The organism is Variovorax sp. 350MFTsu5.1 (assembly GCF_048302515.1).
Classification (GTDB): domain Bacteria; phylum Pseudomonadota; class Gammaproteobacteria; order Burkholderiales; family Burkholderiaceae_C; genus Variovorax; species Variovorax guangxiensis.
Window position 1 is genome coordinate 5497191 of record NZ_CP157620.1, and the last position, 14709, is coordinate 5511899.

The window sequence follows — 14709 nt, forward strand, 5'->3', positions numbered from 1 at the left end:
CGGCTCACTTCCAGCTGAACTCGTGGTTCAGCCCGATCACGAAGCCGCGCACGCCCTGCGGCCCGGTGCGCGATGCGCTCACGTCCACGCTGATCAGCGGCGTGATGCTGAAGCGCCCGCCCACGCGCGATGTCCAGGCGTTCGAGGCGCGGTTGCGCTCGGCGATGAGCGACACCGTGTCGTTCAAAGCCCACTCCACGCCGACGCCGCCGCGCGGCGTGCGCGCCCCGGTTCCGGTCGCCCAGTCGGCGCCGACGTTCGCGTGGATCTGCAGGCTGTCCAGCGGCCGCCAGGTGACGGGAACGACGAACTGCCCGCCCGCGCGGCCGCCGCGCTTGAAGTCGAACACAGCGCCCATCGACACGGCTGCGCTGAAAGGTGCGTCGGCCGCCTGTCCGTAGAAATTCCACTTGAGCTGCGGCCCGCCGGTGACCGAATGGACGCCGCCCACCGAGGTTCGGTCGAGGTTCAGGCCCAGTTCCACAGGCCCGACGCGGCAGGCCGGCCCGAAGTGGAAGCCCGTGACGGGCTCGACGCCGGTGCGGCCCCACCAGGTCTCGTACTGGCACTGGCCCGGGTCGAGCGTGCTGGCGTCGTCCACATCGAAATGCCCTGCCGCCTGTGCAACGGGAGCTGCGAGCAGCCCCGCTCCAAGGCAGGAGGCCGCGAGCATCCAGCCGCGCGATGGCGGTCGGGTCGTTGTTCTGCTGTGGCTGGTGTTCTTCATCGCTCGCGTCCCCGGGGCCTCGAACCATTCTAGGGACGCGGAAAGCAGGCGCCGTGACACGGCACCACGCGGTGAGTACCCTTCAGATCTCGAACTGGGGCTGCAGCTCGCGGATGCGCTTGATGGCCACGCCCGCCGCCGCGGTGCGAGTCTCCACGCCCAGCTTCACGTACACCCGCTCCAGGTGCTTCTTTGCCGTGGCGGGGCTGCTGCCGAGGATCTCGCCGATGTCCTTGTTGGTCTTGCCCTTGACCACCCAGTACAGCACCTCGGCCTCGCGCGCCGTGAGCTTGAGGCTCAGGCTCATGGCCTCGATGACCGCCGTGTCGGACACCTCGCGCATGATGATCATCCACTCGTCGCCGTCGTCGTCGCCGCCGGTCTGCTGGTGCAGCCGCAGCGTGAGGCTGCCGGCTCCCTGCACGATCGACAGCGCCGGCGGCTCGATGCCGCGCTCGCGCGCATCGGGCGTGTGGCTGCGCAGCCATTCGAGCACCGCCGGCGGCGTCTCGGGCGCGCGCGTGTCGCAGTAGCGCAGCAGCAGATCGCGCGCGAGCGCCGTCTGCCAGATGAGCTTGCCTTCGGGCAGGCGCACCGTGATGCTGGCGTAGCCGAAGGCGTCGAGCGCGTTTCGCGCCTGGCCGGCCTGCCGCGCGTCCTGCCTCGCGCGGCGCGCGCCCTGCAGGTGCACGTTCATGCGCGCCAGCACTTCCTTCGGCTTGATGGGCTTGGTGACGTAGTCGACGCCGCCCGCCTCCAGCGCGGCCACCAGGTGCTCGGTCTCGGTGAGCCCCGTCATGAACACGATGGGAATGTGCGCCGTCGCGGCATCGGCCTTGAGCCGCCGCGCGACCTCGAAGCCGTCGATGCCCGGCATCATCGCGTCGAGCAGCACGATGTCGGGCTTGGCCTGCACGGCGCGCTGCAGCGCCTGCTCCCCGTTGGTGGCGATGAGCACGGTGTAGCCCGATTCGTCGAGCGCATCGTGCAGCACCGCGAGGTTGTCGGGCACGTCGTCGACGATCAGCACGAGGTCGCTGTTGGCGCCCTGCTGTTCGCGCAGGGTCCTGGCGAGCGATGAGGTTTCCATGGCTGCGGATGGCTTCGTGGTCATGCTGCGCTTTCGACGGCCTCGGCCAGCGCGCGGCTCATGACTTCGAACTGGAACTGGCGGGCGAGCGTGCGCTGCGCTTCGGTCCATGCCGCGCACTCGGGCTGCGCGGCGTCGATGTCGTCGAGCTGGTTCATGATGCCCCGGAAGTAGCCCAGGCCGACGGCCTCCTCCAGCGCGCGCAGGCGGGCCAGCGAAGGCGCCAGCATCGCGCGCGGCTCGGCGATGGCGGCGGGCTTTGCGGCGGTCTCGGTCCAACGCAGCCCGAGCCGGCGTTCGAGCCAGTCGAGCAGCTCGGTGTGGCGCACGGGCTTGACGAAGAAATCTTCCGGCGCAATGCCCACGTCGTTGTCCAGCCCCTTGTCGAAGGCGTTGGCCGAGACGATGGCCACGGCAGCCTCGGTCAGGCCCAGCTTGCGCGCGCGGCGGATGGTCTCCCAGCCATCGATGCCGGGCATCGCCAGGTCGACGAACATCGCATCCGGCCGGTAGCCGGCGGCAACGAGGTCGAGCGCGTCGTGCCCGCTGGCCGCGCTGCGCAGCTCGAAACCCAGCGGCGCGAGCAGATGGCCGAGCAGGTCGCGGTCGGCTTCCTCGTTGTCGACCACCAGCAGGCGTCGGCGCGGCCCCTCGTAGCCGCGCCGCGCGCGCGGAACGGGTAGCGCGCGTCCCGCGCCGGCCGCCGCGTCATGCACGCGCGGCAGAAACAGCCGCACGCAGAAGAGCGATCCCACGCCCGGCGTGCTGCTCACCTTCATCTCGCCGCCCATCAGGTCGGTAAGCATCTTGGCGATGGTGAGCCCCAGCCCCGCGCCCGGCGCGGCTGCCGTGCCCGTGGCGTTGCCTCGCGCGAAGGGCTCGAAGATGCGCTCGATGTCCCCGGCCGGCATGCCCGGGCCCGTGTCCTCGATCTCGATGGAGGCGAACTCGCGCGCATAGGCCAGCCGCAGCGTGACCTGCCCCGCGGCCGTGAACTTGATCGCGTTGCCCAGCAGGTTGATGAGGATCTGGCACACGCGCTTCTCGTCGGCGCGCACCACCTCGGGCAGCTGCCCCGCTGCCTCGAAGCGGAACTGCAGGCCCTTCTCGGCCGCCTGCAGCTCGAACATGTCGGCCAGCTCGCGCAGCGTGTCGGCGAAGCGCATCGGCCGCGCGTGCAGCGTGAGCTTGCCGGCCTCGATGTGCGCGATGGCCAGCGTGCCCTCGATGAGCGAGAGCAGGTGCTCCCCGCCGCGCTTGATGACCGCCACCGCCTGTTGCCGGTGTGGCGGCACCGAGTGGTCTTCACCCATGAGCTGCGCGTAGCCCAGGATGCTGTTGAGCGGCGTGCGCAGCTCGTGGCTGATGGCGCTGATGTAGCGGCTCTTGGCCTGGTTGGCCTGGTCGGCGGCCTGCTTGGCCTGCTCTGCGATCTCGCGCGCTTCGTCGGCAGCCTGCTTGGCAGCCTGCAGCGCGCGGTCGGTCTCGCGATGCAGTTCGATCTCGCGCATCAGCAGGTGGGTCTGGCGGTTGGATTCCTCCTGCGCCACCTTGCGGCTCTGGTGCGCCAGCACCAGCCACCACGCGACGATGCCCGCGATGACCAGCAGCGCCATGTACGCCTTCAGGAAGCCCGAGCGCAGCGACAGCTTCTGCAGCCCCGCCAGCGCGGCCGTCACTTCCGATTCGGCAGCCAGCTCCAGCGCGCCCTCGGCGAGAGCGCGCAGCTCCTGCTGGTAGAGCACGCCGAACACCACCGCCAGCAGCGGCACGATCACCAGCATCAGCAGCAGGAAGTGCCCCAGCCCCGTGTCCAGGTAGCGCCAGCTGCGCCGCGGCAGCAGCCAGCGCAGCACCGCCGACCACTGCGACGACAGGCTCGCGTGCGGCTTGCACAGGTCGCCGCAGCGCGCGTCCAGCGTGCAGCACAGCGAGCAGATCGGGCCCTGGTAGGCGGGGCAGTGAGCCATGTCCGGCCCCTCGTACTCGCGCTCGCAGATCACGCAGTGCTGCACCTTCAGGCGCTGGTAGCTGCCCTCGTGCTCGACCCTGGCCCAGCGCACCACGCCGGCCCCGGAGGACGCCGCGCCACGCGCCAGGTAGTACTTGCCGCCGGTCGCCCAGGCCAGCAGCGGCGAGGCCACCAGCGCGGTGCCCAGCGCGATCAGCGCCGAAAAAGCCTGCGCCAGCGGCCCGAACACGCCCAGGTGCGCGGTGATCGACAGCCCCGAGGCCAGCGCCATCGCGCCCACGCCCACCGGGTTGATGTCCCACAGGTGCGCGCGCTTGAACTCGATGCCCGGCGGCGAGAGGCCCAGCGGCTTGTTGATGACCAGGTCGGCCACCACCGCCATCATCCAGGCGATGGCGATGTTGGCGAACAGGCCCAGCACGTCGCCCAGCGCCTCGAACACGTTCATCTCCATCAGCATGAAGGCGATGAGCGCGTTGAACACCACCCACACCACCCGCCCCGGGTGACTGTGTGCCACGCGCGAGAAGAAGTTGCTCCAGGCCAGCGAGCCCGCATAGGCGTTGGTCACGTTGATCTTGAGCTGCGAGATCACCACGAACAGCGCCGTGGCCGCCACCGCCCAGCCGTAGTGCGGAAACACGTACTCGTAGGCCGCCAGGTACATCTGGTTGGGGTCGACCGCCCGGTCGGCCGGCACCATGTGCGTGAGCGCCAGGTAGGCCAGCAGCGCGCCGCCCAGCATCTTGAGCACACCCAGCACCACCCAGCCCGGGCCGCCGGCCAGCACCCCGGCCCACCAGCGCCGCGCCGTGGCCGCCGTGCGCGCGGGCATGAAGCGCAGGTAGTCGGCCTGCTCACCCATCTGGGTGATGAGCGCGATACCTACCGTGAGGGCTGCGCCAAACAGGTGCAGATCGAAGCCCTTCGTGCCCGAGCGCACGCCGTTGTAGTGCACGATGCCCGCAAACGCACCAGGATCGCGCACAAGCACATACGCGAAGGGCACCACCAGCATCAGCAGCCACAGCGGCTGGGTCCACAGCTGCAGCCGGCTGATGGCCGACACCCCGTGCGTGACCAGCGGAATCACCACCAGCGCGCACACCAGGTAGCCCCAGACCGGCGGAATGCCCAGCGCCAGCTCCAGCGCATAGGCCATCACCGCCGCCTCCAGCGCGAAGAAGATGAAGGTGAAGCTCGCGTAGATCAGCGAGGTGAGCGTGGAGCCGATGTAGCCGAAGCCGGCGCCGCGCGTGAGCAGGTCCATGTCCACGCCGTAGCGCGCCGCGTACACGCTGATCGGCACGCCCGCCAGGAAAATGATGAGCCCGGTCGCCAGGATCGCCCAGAAGGCATTGGCGAAGCCGTACTGCACCAGCAGCGTGGCGCCCACCGCCTCCAGGATCAGGAACGAGGCCGCCCCGAACGCCGTGTTGGCCACCCGCCATTCGGACCATTTGCGGAAGCGCTGCGGCGTGTAGCGCAGGGCGTAGTCCTCCAGCGTCTCGCTGGCCACCCAGCTGTTGTAGTCGCGCCGCACCTTGACGATGCGCTGCGGGGCGTCGTCGGGGGTGGCGGTCGTGGCTTCAGGGTTCACACCGTTTCGGTGCATCTTCCGTGCCATCCATACGGCTTTTGGCGGACAAGGCACGACTGTTGCAAAGAAGCCGGCTTGCCCATAATGGCCGCCTCCTCCCGCCACCCGATGCCGATCCCATGGAACTGACCCCGCGCGAAAAAGACAAGCTGCTGATCTTCACCGCGGCACTCCTGGCCGAACGCCGCAAGGCCCGCGGCCTCAAGCTCAACTACCCCGAAGCCGTCGCCCTGATCTCCGCCGCCGTCATGGAAGGCGCGCGCGACGGCAAGAGCGTCGCCGAACTCATGAGCGAAGGGCGCAGCGTGCTCACCCGCGCCGACGTGATGGACGGCATCGCCGAGATGATTCCCGACATCCAGGTCGAAGCGACCTTCCCCGACGGCACCAAGCTGGTCACCGTCCATCAGCCCATCGTCTGACATTCGAAGAACAAGAGAAAGAACAGAAGGACTTTTCCATGCGCCACAGCACCTCCAAGACCCTTGCCCTGATCGCCCTCCTGCTGCCCTTGGCCGCCAGCGCCCACACCGGTGTCGACGGCGGCCTGCACCACGGCTTCGTCACCGGCTTCATGCACCCGCTGACCGGCGCCGACCACCTCGCGGCGATGATCGCGGTCGGCCTGTGGAGCGCGCTGGCCGCGCGCCGCGCCTGGCCCGACCTGCTCTGGGCGCCGCTGGCCTTCGCCGGCATGCTGCTCGCGGGCGCGCTGGCGGGGCTGGCCGGCGTGCAGCTGCCGGCGGTCGAGCCGATGATCGCGGCCTCGCTGCTGGTGCTGGGCCTGCTGGTGGTCACGCGCGTGCGCCTGCCGGCCGTGGCGGCGATGGTGGTGGTGGGCGTATTCGCCGTCTTCCACGGCGTGGCGCACGGCTACGAGCTGGCGAGCGAAGAAGGCGCCGCCCTCACGCTGGCCGGCATGGTCTGCGCGACCGTGCTGCTGCACGCCATCGGCATCGCATTCGGCTGGGCGCTGCGCCATGCCAACGCATGGCTGCCGCGCGTGGCCGGTGCCGCGGTCGTCGGCCTGGGCGCAACGCTGCTGGCGCAGGCCATCTGAGGCGGCCGGCATGATCCCCGGAGAACTCTTCACCGACGAGGGCGAGCACACGCTCAACCCCGGCCGCCGCACCCTCACGCTGGTGGTGCAGAACACCGCCGACCGGCCGATCCAGGTCGGCTCGCACTACCACTTCGCCGAGACCAACGGCGCGCTCGGCTTCGACCGCGAGGCCGCGCGCGGCATGCGGCTGAACATTGCCTCGGGCGCCGCCGTGCGCTTCGAGCCGGGCCAGCAGCGCACGGTCGAGCTGGTCGACTTTTCGGGCGATCGCATCGTCTACGGCTTTCGCGGCCTGGTTCAAGGAAAGCTCTGATGGCGACCATTTCAAGGCGTGCCTACGCCGAAATCTTCGGCCCCACGGTGGGCGACCGCGTTCGTCTCGCGGACACCGAGCTGGTCATCGAGGTCGAGGCCGACTACACGCTGCGCGCCGGCGGCTACGGCGAAGAGGTGAAGTTCGGCGGCGGCAAGACGATCCGCGACGGCATGGCGCAATCGCAGCGCACCCGGGCGCAGGGCGCGGTCGACACGGTGCTGACCAACGCGCTCATCCTCGACCACTGGGGCATCGTGAAGGCCGACATCGGCCTGAAGGACGGCCGCATCGCCGCCATCGGCAAGGCCGGCAACCCCGACGTGCAACCGGGCGTGGACATCGTCATCGGACCGGGCACCGAGATCATCAGCTGCGAGGGCAACATCGTCACCGCCGGCGGCATCGACAGCCACATCCACTTCATCTGCCCGCAGCAGATCGAGGAGGCGCTCTCCTCCGGCGTGACCACCATGCTCGGCGGCGGCACCGGCCCCGCCACCGGCACCTTCGCCACCACCTCCACGCCCGGCCCCTGGCACATCGAGCGCATGCTGCAGGCGGCCGACGCCTTCCCGATGAACCTGGGCTTCCTGGGCAAGGGCAATGCCAGCCTGCCGCACGCGCTGCACGAGCAGATCGAGGCCGGCGTCATCGGCCTGAAGCTGCACGAAGACTGGGGCACCACGCCCGCGGCCATCAGCAACTGCATGGACGTGGCCGACGCCACCGACACGCAGGTGGCCATCCACAGCGACACGCTCAACGAATCGGGCTTCGTCGAGAACACCATCGCCGCCGTGGGCGGGCGCGGCATCTGCGCCTTCCACACCGAAGGCGCGGGCGGCGGCCATGCGCCCGACATCCTGCGCGTGGTGGGCGAGGGCAACTTCCTGCCGTCCTCCACCAACCCCACGATGCCCTATACCGTGAACACGCTCGACGAGCACGTCGACATGCTCATGGTGTGCCACCACCTCGACGCCGGCATCGCCGAGGACCTGGCCTTCGCCGAGTCGCGCATCCGCAAGGAGACCATCGCCGCCGAGGACGTGCTGCACGACCTGGGCGCGATCAGCATGTTCAGCTCCGACAGCCAGGCCATGGGCCGCGTCGGCGAGGTGGTCATCCGCACCTGGCAGACCGCGCACAAGATGAAGCTGCAGCGCGGCACCCTGCCCGAGGACAGCGCGCGCAACGACAACTTCCGCGCGAAGCGTTACGTCGCCAAGTACACGATCAACCCGGCCATCGCGCACGGCATCGCGCACGAGGTGGGCTCGCTCGAAGTCGGCAAGTGGGCCGACATCGTGATCTGGAAGCCGGCCTTCTTCGGCGTGAAGCCCTTCACCATCATCAAGGGCGGCAGCATCGCGCTGGCGGCCATGGGCGACCCCAACGCATCGATCCCGACGCCGCAGCCGGTGCACTACCGCCAGATGTTCGGCGCCTACGGCGGATCGCTCGCGAGGAGTTCGCTCACCTTCGTCTCGCAGGCCGGCCTGGCCGCTGGCATCGGCGAGCGCTACGGCCTGAAGAAGCAGTTGAGCGCGGTGAAGAACATCCGCAACGTGCGCAAGAAGGACCTAGTCCACAACGACTACACGCCGAAGATGGAGATCGACGCGCAGACCTACGCGGTGCGCGCCGACGGCAACCTGCTGACCTGCGAGCCGGCGAAGCTGCTGCCGATGGCGCAGCGGTATTTCCTGTTCTGAAGCCCTGGGGAACGCGGCTGCTTGACAGGCTGCGTATCCTCGAAGGTATTCATCCAGCCAGCGGGCGCCCTCCGGAGCGCTCCATTTGCACCATGCTCACCGCCAACAAACTCATGCCCCGGGGCCGCGGCCTCGCGCCCGTGCTGCTCAAGCGTGCCGCCACCATCGAACTCGACTGGGACGTGCGCCAGAAGAGCCGCTTCGACGCCACCGACTCGCAGGGCCGCCAGATCGGCGTGTTCCTGCCGCGCGGCACGCTCGTGCGTGGCGGCGACGTGCTGGTGGCCGAGGACGGCTCGCTGGTGCGCGTGATCGCGGCGCCGCAGCCGGTGCTTCGCATCACGCACTGCACCGCCCACGGCACGCCCTTCGATCTGACGCGCGCGGCCTACCACCTGGGCAACCGGCACGTGCCCATCGAGCTGAAGCCCGACCACCTGAAGATCGAGCCCGACCACGTGCTGGCCGACATGCTGCGCTCCATGCACCTGATCGTCGTGGCGGTGGAAGAAGCCTTCGAGCCCGAGGGCGGCGCGTATGGATCGCACGAGCATTCGCATGGCCATGGCCACAGCCACGACCACGGGCATTCGCACGATCACGGTCACCCGCATGCCCACGGCAGCGGCCCGAAGCCGCTGGTGCTCGCGCCGGAGTTGTTGGACGACCACGATGGCCACGGCCACGGCCACGATCACGGCCACGGGCATCACGGTCACTCCCACTGACGACGTGTCCGCCCAAAGCCTCCTGCAGCTGATCTGGCTCGCCTCGCCCGCGCTGCCGGTCGGCGGCTTCTCGTACTCCGAGGGCGTCGAAGCCGCCGTCGAATGGGCCGGCATCGACACCGAACCGCGCGCGGCCGAGTGGATCTCCGACCAGCTGCACCTGAGCTTCGCGCGCGGCGACCTCGCCGTCTGCGCGCAGGCCATCGCGGCCTGGAGCGCCGGCGACGTGCCGCGCATTCGAGAGCTCAACCGCTGGGTGATGACCACCCGCGAGTCGGCCGAGTTCCTGCTGCAGACAGAGCAGATGGGCCGCTCCTTCGTCGAATGGCTGAAGCTGCACCACGCCGATACGGCGGAAGTCTTTGCCGACCTGGGTGCGAGCTACCCCGTCGCATTCGCCTTCGCCGCCAGCCGCGCGGGCGCCACGGCGCACGACGGCTGCCTGGCCTTCGCCTTCGGCTGGGCCGAGAACATGGTCGCCGCCGCGGTCAAGGCCGTGCCGCTGGGCCAGAGCGCGGGCCAGCGCATCCTGGGCCGGCTGGCGCAGGAGATTCCCGATGCCGTGACCCGCGCGATGGCCTTGGGCGACAACGAGCGCCAGGCCTTCGCGCCCCTGCTGGCGGTGCTGTCGGCTCGCCACGAAACACAATATTCCCGCCTCTTCCGAAGCTGAACCGAGCACCATCCTCATGACCTCCGCCCTGCACCACATTCCCAAACGCACCAAGAGACTTCCGCCCCTGCGCGTGGGCATCGGCGGCCCGGTCGGCTCCGGCAAGACCACCCTGCTCGAGATGCTCTGCAAGGCGATGCGCGACAAGTACGACCTGATCGCGATCACCAACGACATCTACACGAAGGAAGACCAGCGCCTGCTGACGGTGGCCGGCGCGCTGCCGGCCGAGCGCATCATGGGCGTGGAGACGGGCGGCTGCCCGCACACGGCGATCCGCGAAGACGCCTCGATCAACCTCGAGGCCATCGACCGCATGCTGGAAGACTTTCCGGACGCCGACGTGGTGTTCGTCGAATCGGGCGGCGACAACCTCGCGGCCACCTTCAGCCCCGAGCTGTCGGACCTCACCATCTACGTGATTGACGTGGCGGCCGGCGAGAAGATCCCGCGCAAGGGCGGCCCCGGCATCACCAAGAGCGACCTCTTCGTGATCAACAAGACCGACCTCGCGCCCTACGTGGGCGCCAATCTCGACGTGATGGAGCAGGACACGCAGCGCATGCGCCGCCAGCGGCCCTACGTGATGACGAACCTCAAGACGCTCTCGGGCGTGGCCGACGTGGTCGCGTTCATCGAGCAGAAGGGCATGCTGGCCGCAGCGGCCTGAGGTCCAAGGGCCCGAGGCATGGCACCCGCCGCCTCGGCAGCGGTCAGGGCAGCCCGAGATAGATCCGCAGGTCGTCCCTGTGCGTGCCGGCCGATGCCACGGCGGTGCGCAGCCTGGCCTCGCTCACGCCGAACCAGCGGGTCCAGTAGTCGACCTCCTTCAGGTCGGTGACGTCGATGCGTTCGTCGTCTTGCGGAATGCGGATCTCGCTGTCATCGGGCATCGTCGTCTCCTGGGCAATGAGTGAAATGTCTGGGGTTGAACGAAAGAAAGAAGGAAGCAGAAGCCGCAGTCTCTTTGCCGCGCACCGCGCGCCAACCGGACAGTTCCGACACGGCGTGCAGGACAACGCCTCTGCCTCGCACCACCCGTACCGCAATGTGCAAAGGGATCGCCGCCGACATGGGCTTGGCCTCCCGGCTGGCGCGGCGCGCATGCATTTTCAAACGCTCCATGATGGAATGAGTGTCCGCATGTTTCATGGAGAACGACGATGGAGCCGAACGCCAGCGGCCCCCTCAGCACCGGCGTACCAGGCCTGAACGATGTGCTGGGAGGAGGCCTGGAACCCAACCGCCTCTACCTGCTGGAAGGCATGCCCGGCGCGGGCAAGACCACCATTGCCCTGCAGTTCCTGCTGGAGGGCGTGAGCGCGGGCGAGTCGGTGCTCTACGTCACGCTGTCGGAAACCGAAACCGAACTGCGCGGCGTGGCCGCCTCGCACGGATGGGATCTCTCGGCGATCCACATCCGCGAGATGCTGCCCACCCAGGATGCGCTGCAGCCCGAAGAGCAATACACCATGTTTCACCCGTCCGAGATGGAGCTCAGCGAGACCACGCTGCGCATCCTCGGCGACGTGGAAACGCTCAAGCCTTCGCGCGTGGTGTTCGATTCGCTGTCCGAGCTGCGCCTGCTCTCGGGCAACTCGCTGCGCTACCGGCGCCAGATCCTGGCGCTCAAGCAGTTCTTCGCGGGACGCCAGTGCACCGTGGTGCTTCTGGACGACATGACGGCCACCGAGCACGACCTGCAGGTGCAGAGCATCGCGCACGCGGTGCTGCGGCTGGAGCAGTCCAATTCCGACTACGGCGCGGCTCGCCGCCGCCTGCTGGTTGTGAAGTACCGCGGCCAGTCGTTCCGCGGCGGCTACCACGACTACAAGATCGAGCGCGGCGGCCTGCATGTATTTCCGCGGCTGGTGGCGGCCGAGCATTCGCGCGAAATGATGCTGACCAAGCTGCCCAGCGGCATCGACAAGCTCGACGCACTGCTCGGCGGCGGCCTCGAGAAAGGCACGAGCACGCTCTTCGTCGGCGCTCCGGGCACCGGCAAGTCGTCGCTGGCGGTGCAGTTCGCCATCGCGGCAGCGCAGCGGGGCGAGAGCTCCGCGCTCTTCATCTTCGACGAAAGCATCAATACGCTGCGCACGCGCTGCATGGGGCTGGGCATGGAGATCGAGCCGCACCTTGCATCGGGCCTGATCCGCATCAAGCAGATCGACCCGGCCGAGCTCTCGCCCGGCGAGCTGGTGCACGAGATCAGGCTCGCGGTCACGCGGCATTCGGCGGCGGTGGTGGTGATCGACAGCCTCAACGGCTACCTCAACGCGATGCCGGACGAGCGCTTCCTGATCGTGCACCTGCATGAGCTGCTCACCTACCTCGGCCAGTCCGGCGTGGCGACGCTGCTGGTGGGCGCCCAGCACGGGCTCGTCGGCATGCAGATGCAGACACCGGTGGACGCCAGCTACCTCGCCGACGCGGTCGTGCTGCTGCGCTACTTCGAATCCGATGGCGAGGTGCACCAGGCGATCTCGGTGCTCAAGAAGCGCGGTGGCGTGCACGAGCGTTCGATCCGCGCCTTCTCGATGGACCACAACGGGCTCAACGTGGGCGAGCCGTTGCGCCGCTTCAGGGGCATCCTGACGGGGGTGCCCGTACCGATCGACGGCGTGTCGGCCGTTCCACCGTGACGAACACCGACGCCCCCGACGCCTCTCCCGTGCACACGCAGCTGCGCGTGCTGCTGCGCACAGCCACGTCGAAGGATGCGGCAATGACTACCGCCGTGCTGAAGCAGGCCGGCATCGAATCGCTTGCGTGCCCCTCGCTGCGCGACCTGCTGCAGGAAGTTCCGCATGGCGCGGGCGCGCTGCTGGTGTCGGAGGAAATGCTCTCTGGGACCGGCGCAGCGGAACTGGCCGATGCGGTCTCGGCTCAGCCGCCATGGTCCGACCTGCCTGTGCTGATACTTGCCCGGCAGGGGGCCGACTCGCGTGCCATCGGCGTCGCCATGGACGGCATGGCCAACGTCACGGTGCTGGAGCGGCCCATGCGCGTGGCCTCGCTGGTGAGCGCAGTGCGCAGCGCACTGCGCGCGCGCCGCCGGCAGTACGAACTGCGCCGGATCCTCGACGACCTGGGCGAAGCCGACAAGCGCAAGACCGAGTTCCTCGCCACCCTGGCGCACGAGCTGCGCAACCCGCTCGCGCCATTGAGCACCGCGCTGGCCATCCTCAAGCGCAAGGCCCCCACGCCCGAGGCGGCACTGCCCTACTACGAGCTCATGGGCCGCCAGGTGGAGCACATGGTGCGCCTGGTGAACGACCTGATGGAGGTCTCGCGCATCACCCGCGGCAAGATCGAGCTGCAGCTCGCCGAGCTGACGCTGGCGCAGGTGATCCGCGACGCGGTCGAACTGAGCCGGCCGTTGATGGAAGCCCGCAAGCACAACCTCGCGCTGAACATGCCCGATGCCTCGCTGGCGGTCGAAGGCGACAGCGTGCGACTCACGCAGGTGTTCGCCAACCTGCTGAACAACGCCGCCAAGTACACGCCCGAGGGCGGAACCGTCGAGGTGTTCCTCGAGCAGGGGGACCACGGCGATGCCGTGGTGCGCGTGAAGGACAGCGGCACGGGCATTCCCTCAGCCATGCTCGACGCGATCTTCGACATGTTCGTGCAGGTGAGCGACACGGCGCGCGCCGCGCAGGGCGGGCTCGGAATCGGCCTCACGCTGGTGAAGAGCCTGGTGGAGCTGCACGGCGGCTCGGTCGACGCGAGGAGCGCAGGCATCGGCCACGGCAGCGAGTTCGTCGTGTCGCTGCCGCTGCTAGGCCGCGGCGTGAAGGCCGGTACGCGGCCCGGCGTTGACGCGGAGGCCGCCGCCGCGCGGCAGCGCATCCTGGTGGTCGACGACAACCGCGACGCGGCGGAATCGCTCGCGGCGCTGCTGGACCTGCTGGGCGCCCAGACGGCCATCGCCTTCGGCGGCATGGAGGCGCTGCGCGCGGCGGAAGACTTCGGCCCGACGCTCGGCATCCTGGACATCGGCATGCCGGGCATGGACGGTTGCGAACTGGCGCGCCGGCTTCGCGCGCACCCGCGTCACCGGCACATGGGGCTGATCGCGCTCACCGGCTGGGGCCAGCCCGGCGACCGGGCCCGCATCGCGCAGGCCGGCTTCGATCATCATCTGCTGAAGCCGGTGAACGAGGATGCGCTCTCGGCCGCGCTGCGCGACCTGGGGCAGCGCCGGCGCAGCTGACGAAACAGCGGCACAGGCGAAGCTGCCCGAAAGCCGCGCTCAGAGCTCGCTGCCGTCGCGCAGCTGCCGCGCCTTGTAGACCAGCCGCACGCTCGCCCTGCGCGGATCGCCGGCCTGCTGCTGCACGTAGATGTCGGTGTCGTTGCTCGCCCATGCGGCGTACGCGCTGCCGGGGTCGCGCGACGCCAGCTCGTTGCCGAAAACGCCCCGGCCCCACTGCACCAGCGCCGCGAAGGCCGCCGAGCCGCCGTCGGGCGTGGATTGGGCCGAGGCCACGTACTCGACGCGCCGCAGTTCCGAGGCCGCGAAGAAGAAGGTCGGCTCGAACAGCAGGCCGGCCATCTCCACAGGCGCCGCGCGCCACGAGCCGACGAGCCCGCCGCCCAGGCGCTGCGGCCTCGGCACGCGCTCGGCGGCGGGCAGCGCGGCCTGCAGTTCCTCGGCCGACATGCCCAGCCGCACGCCGGGCGGCAGGGCCTGCGCGTGCAGGGCGCCTGCGGCGAGAAGGGTCGCGCTCAGGGCGAGCGAGCGAAGAAGGATCGAGAAGGAAGGAAGTCGCACGTCGGGCATCGGACAGAGGAAAGGCGGCGGCAGCGTGGGACCGCA

Annotated in this window: 15 protein-coding genes; 9 read left to right on the top strand and 6 right to left on the bottom strand. The window is 69.3% G+C overall.

The window, feature by feature from the left end; translation table 11 throughout:
• Positions 1-4: 4 nt before the first annotated feature.
• From ABL843_RS25005 to ABL843_RS25015, 3 genes are all read right to left on the bottom strand, one after another.
• A complete protein-coding gene (locus ABL843_RS25005) occupies positions 5-727 on the bottom strand; it encodes a hypothetical protein (RefSeq protein WP_240650789.1) in 723 nt (240 codons plus the stop codon).
• 82 nt (positions 728-809) lie between these two features.
• Entirely contained in the window at positions 810-1817 is a 1008-nt protein-coding gene (locus ABL843_RS25010) for a response regulator transcription factor (RefSeq protein WP_126024792.1), read from the bottom strand.
• A 20-nt stretch (positions 1818-1837) separates the two neighbouring features.
• Positions 1838-5404, bottom strand: a complete 3567-nt coding sequence (locus ABL843_RS25015) for an ATP-binding protein (RefSeq protein WP_418117690.1) — start codon at positions 5402-5404, stop codon at positions 1838-1840.
• A 104-nt stretch (positions 5405-5508) separates the two neighbouring features.
• Here ABL843_RS25015 and ABL843_RS25020 point away from each other — a divergent pair, with 104 nt between their 5' ends.
• From ABL843_RS25020 to ureG, 7 genes are all read left to right on the top strand, one after another.
• The gene (locus ABL843_RS25020) at positions 5509-5811 is read left to right on the top strand and encodes an urease subunit gamma (RefSeq protein ID WP_042578881.1); all 303 of its coding nucleotides are present in this window, start codon (positions 5509-5511) and stop codon (positions 5809-5811) included.
• A 38-nt stretch (positions 5812-5849) separates the two neighbouring features.
• A complete protein-coding gene (locus ABL843_RS25025) occupies positions 5850-6449 on the top strand; it encodes a HupE/UreJ family protein (protein WP_418117691.1) in 600 nt (199 codons plus the stop codon).
• Between the two features lie 10 nt (positions 6450-6459).
• The gene (locus tag ABL843_RS25030) at positions 6460-6765 is read left to right on the top strand and encodes an urease subunit beta (protein ID WP_126024658.1); all 306 of its coding nucleotides are present in this window, start codon (positions 6460-6462) and stop codon (positions 6763-6765) included.
• Positions 6765-8483, top strand: coding sequence for an urease subunit alpha (ureC, locus tag ABL843_RS25035; RefSeq protein WP_418117692.1), 1719 nt, complete (start codon positions 6765-6767; stop codon positions 8481-8483). Before ABL843_RS25030 ends, ureC begins: the two co-directional genes overlap by 1 nt.
• Positions 8484-8575: 92 nt before the next feature.
• Entirely contained in the window at positions 8576-9211 is a 636-nt protein-coding gene (gene ureE / locus ABL843_RS25040; protein ID WP_418117693.1) for an urease accessory protein UreE, read from the top strand.
• On the top strand, positions 9156-9884 hold the full coding sequence (locus ABL843_RS25045; protein WP_418117694.1) for an urease accessory protein UreF: 729 nt from the start codon (positions 9156-9158) through the stop codon (positions 9882-9884). Before ureE ends, ABL843_RS25045 begins: the two co-directional genes overlap by 56 nt.
• A 16-nt stretch (positions 9885-9900) precedes the next feature.
• Positions 9901-10554: an urease accessory protein UreG gene (gene ureG / locus ABL843_RS25050; protein WP_369660984.1), complete on the top strand. Its 654-nt coding sequence runs from the start codon at positions 9901-9903 to the stop codon at positions 10552-10554.
• 43 nt (positions 10555-10597) lie between these two features.
• Here ureG and ABL843_RS25055 read toward each other — a convergent pair whose 3' ends face one another.
• Together ABL843_RS25055 and ABL843_RS25060 are read right to left on the bottom strand one after the other, a co-directional pair.
• On the bottom strand, positions 10598-10777 hold the full coding sequence (locus ABL843_RS25055) for a DUF3606 domain-containing protein (RefSeq protein ID WP_126024654.1): 180 nt from the start codon (positions 10775-10777) through the stop codon (positions 10598-10600).
• A complete protein-coding gene (locus tag ABL843_RS25060) occupies positions 10767-11036 on the bottom strand; it encodes a hypothetical protein (protein ID WP_418117695.1) in 270 nt (89 codons plus the stop codon). The genes ABL843_RS25055 and ABL843_RS25060 overlap by 11 nt, the downstream gene beginning before the upstream one ends.
• An 11-nt stretch (positions 11037-11047) precedes the next feature.
• Between ABL843_RS25060 and ABL843_RS25065 the strand changes: the two genes are divergently transcribed.
• The gene (locus ABL843_RS25065) at positions 11048-12529 is read left to right on the top strand and encodes an ATPase domain-containing protein (protein ID WP_418117696.1); all 1482 of its coding nucleotides are present in this window, start codon (positions 11048-11050) and stop codon (positions 12527-12529) included.
• Positions 12526-14103 carry an ATP-binding protein gene (locus tag ABL843_RS25070; protein WP_418117697.1) on the top strand — a complete coding sequence of 526 codons (1578 nt, stop codon included), beginning with the start codon at positions 12526-12528 and terminating at the stop codon, positions 14101-14103. Before ABL843_RS25065 ends, ABL843_RS25070 begins: the two co-directional genes overlap by 4 nt.
• A gap of 39 nt (positions 14104-14142) precedes the next feature.
• Here the strand turns inward: ABL843_RS25070 and ABL843_RS25075 are convergent, their stop codons facing one another.
• Positions 14143-14673, bottom strand: a complete 531-nt coding sequence (locus tag ABL843_RS25075) for a hypothetical protein (RefSeq protein WP_418117698.1) — start codon at positions 14671-14673, stop codon at positions 14143-14145.
• Positions 14674-14709: the final 36 nt, after the last annotated feature.

Coding starts and splice junctions, on each gene's coding strand:
- ABL843_RS25005 (WP_240650789.1), bottom strand. CDS start 727: ATGAAGAACACCAGCCACAGCAGAACAACGACCCGACCGCCATCGCGC.
- ABL843_RS25010 (WP_126024792.1), bottom strand. CDS start 1,817: ATGGAAACCTCATCGCTCGCCAGGACCCTGCGCGAACAGCAGGGCGCC.
- ABL843_RS25015 (WP_418117690.1), bottom strand. CDS start 5,404: ATGCACCGAAACGGTGTGAACCCTGAAGCCACGACCGCCACCCCCGAC.
- ABL843_RS25020 (WP_042578881.1), top strand. CDS start 5,509: ATGGAACTGACCCCGCGCGAAAAAGACAAGCTGCTGATCTTCACCGCG.
- ABL843_RS25025 (WP_418117691.1), top strand. CDS start 5,850: ATGCGCCACAGCACCTCCAAGACCCTTGCCCTGATCGCCCTCCTGCTG.
- ABL843_RS25030 (WP_126024658.1), top strand. CDS start 6,460: ATGATCCCCGGAGAACTCTTCACCGACGAGGGCGAGCACACGCTCAAC.
- ureC (WP_418117692.1), top strand. CDS start 6,765: ATGGCGACCATTTCAAGGCGTGCCTACGCCGAAATCTTCGGCCCCACG.
- ureE (WP_418117693.1), top strand. CDS start 8,576: ATGCTCACCGCCAACAAACTCATGCCCCGGGGCCGCGGCCTCGCGCCC.
- ABL843_RS25045 (WP_418117694.1), top strand. CDS start 9,156: ATGGCCACGGCCACGGCCACGATCACGGCCACGGGCATCACGGTCACT.
- ureG (WP_369660984.1), top strand. CDS start 9,901: ATGACCTCCGCCCTGCACCACATTCCCAAACGCACCAAGAGACTTCCG.
- ABL843_RS25055 (WP_126024654.1), bottom strand. CDS start 10,777: ATGCCCGATGACAGCGAGATCCGCATTCCGCAAGACGACGAACGCATC.
- ABL843_RS25060 (WP_418117695.1), bottom strand. CDS start 11,036: ATGAAACATGCGGACACTCATTCCATCATGGAGCGTTTGAAAATGCAT.
- ABL843_RS25065 (WP_418117696.1), top strand. CDS start 11,048: ATGGAGCCGAACGCCAGCGGCCCCCTCAGCACCGGCGTACCAGGCCTG.
- ABL843_RS25075 (WP_418117698.1), bottom strand. CDS start 14,673: ATGCCCGACGTGCGACTTCCTTCCTTCTCGATCCTTCTTCGCTCGCTC.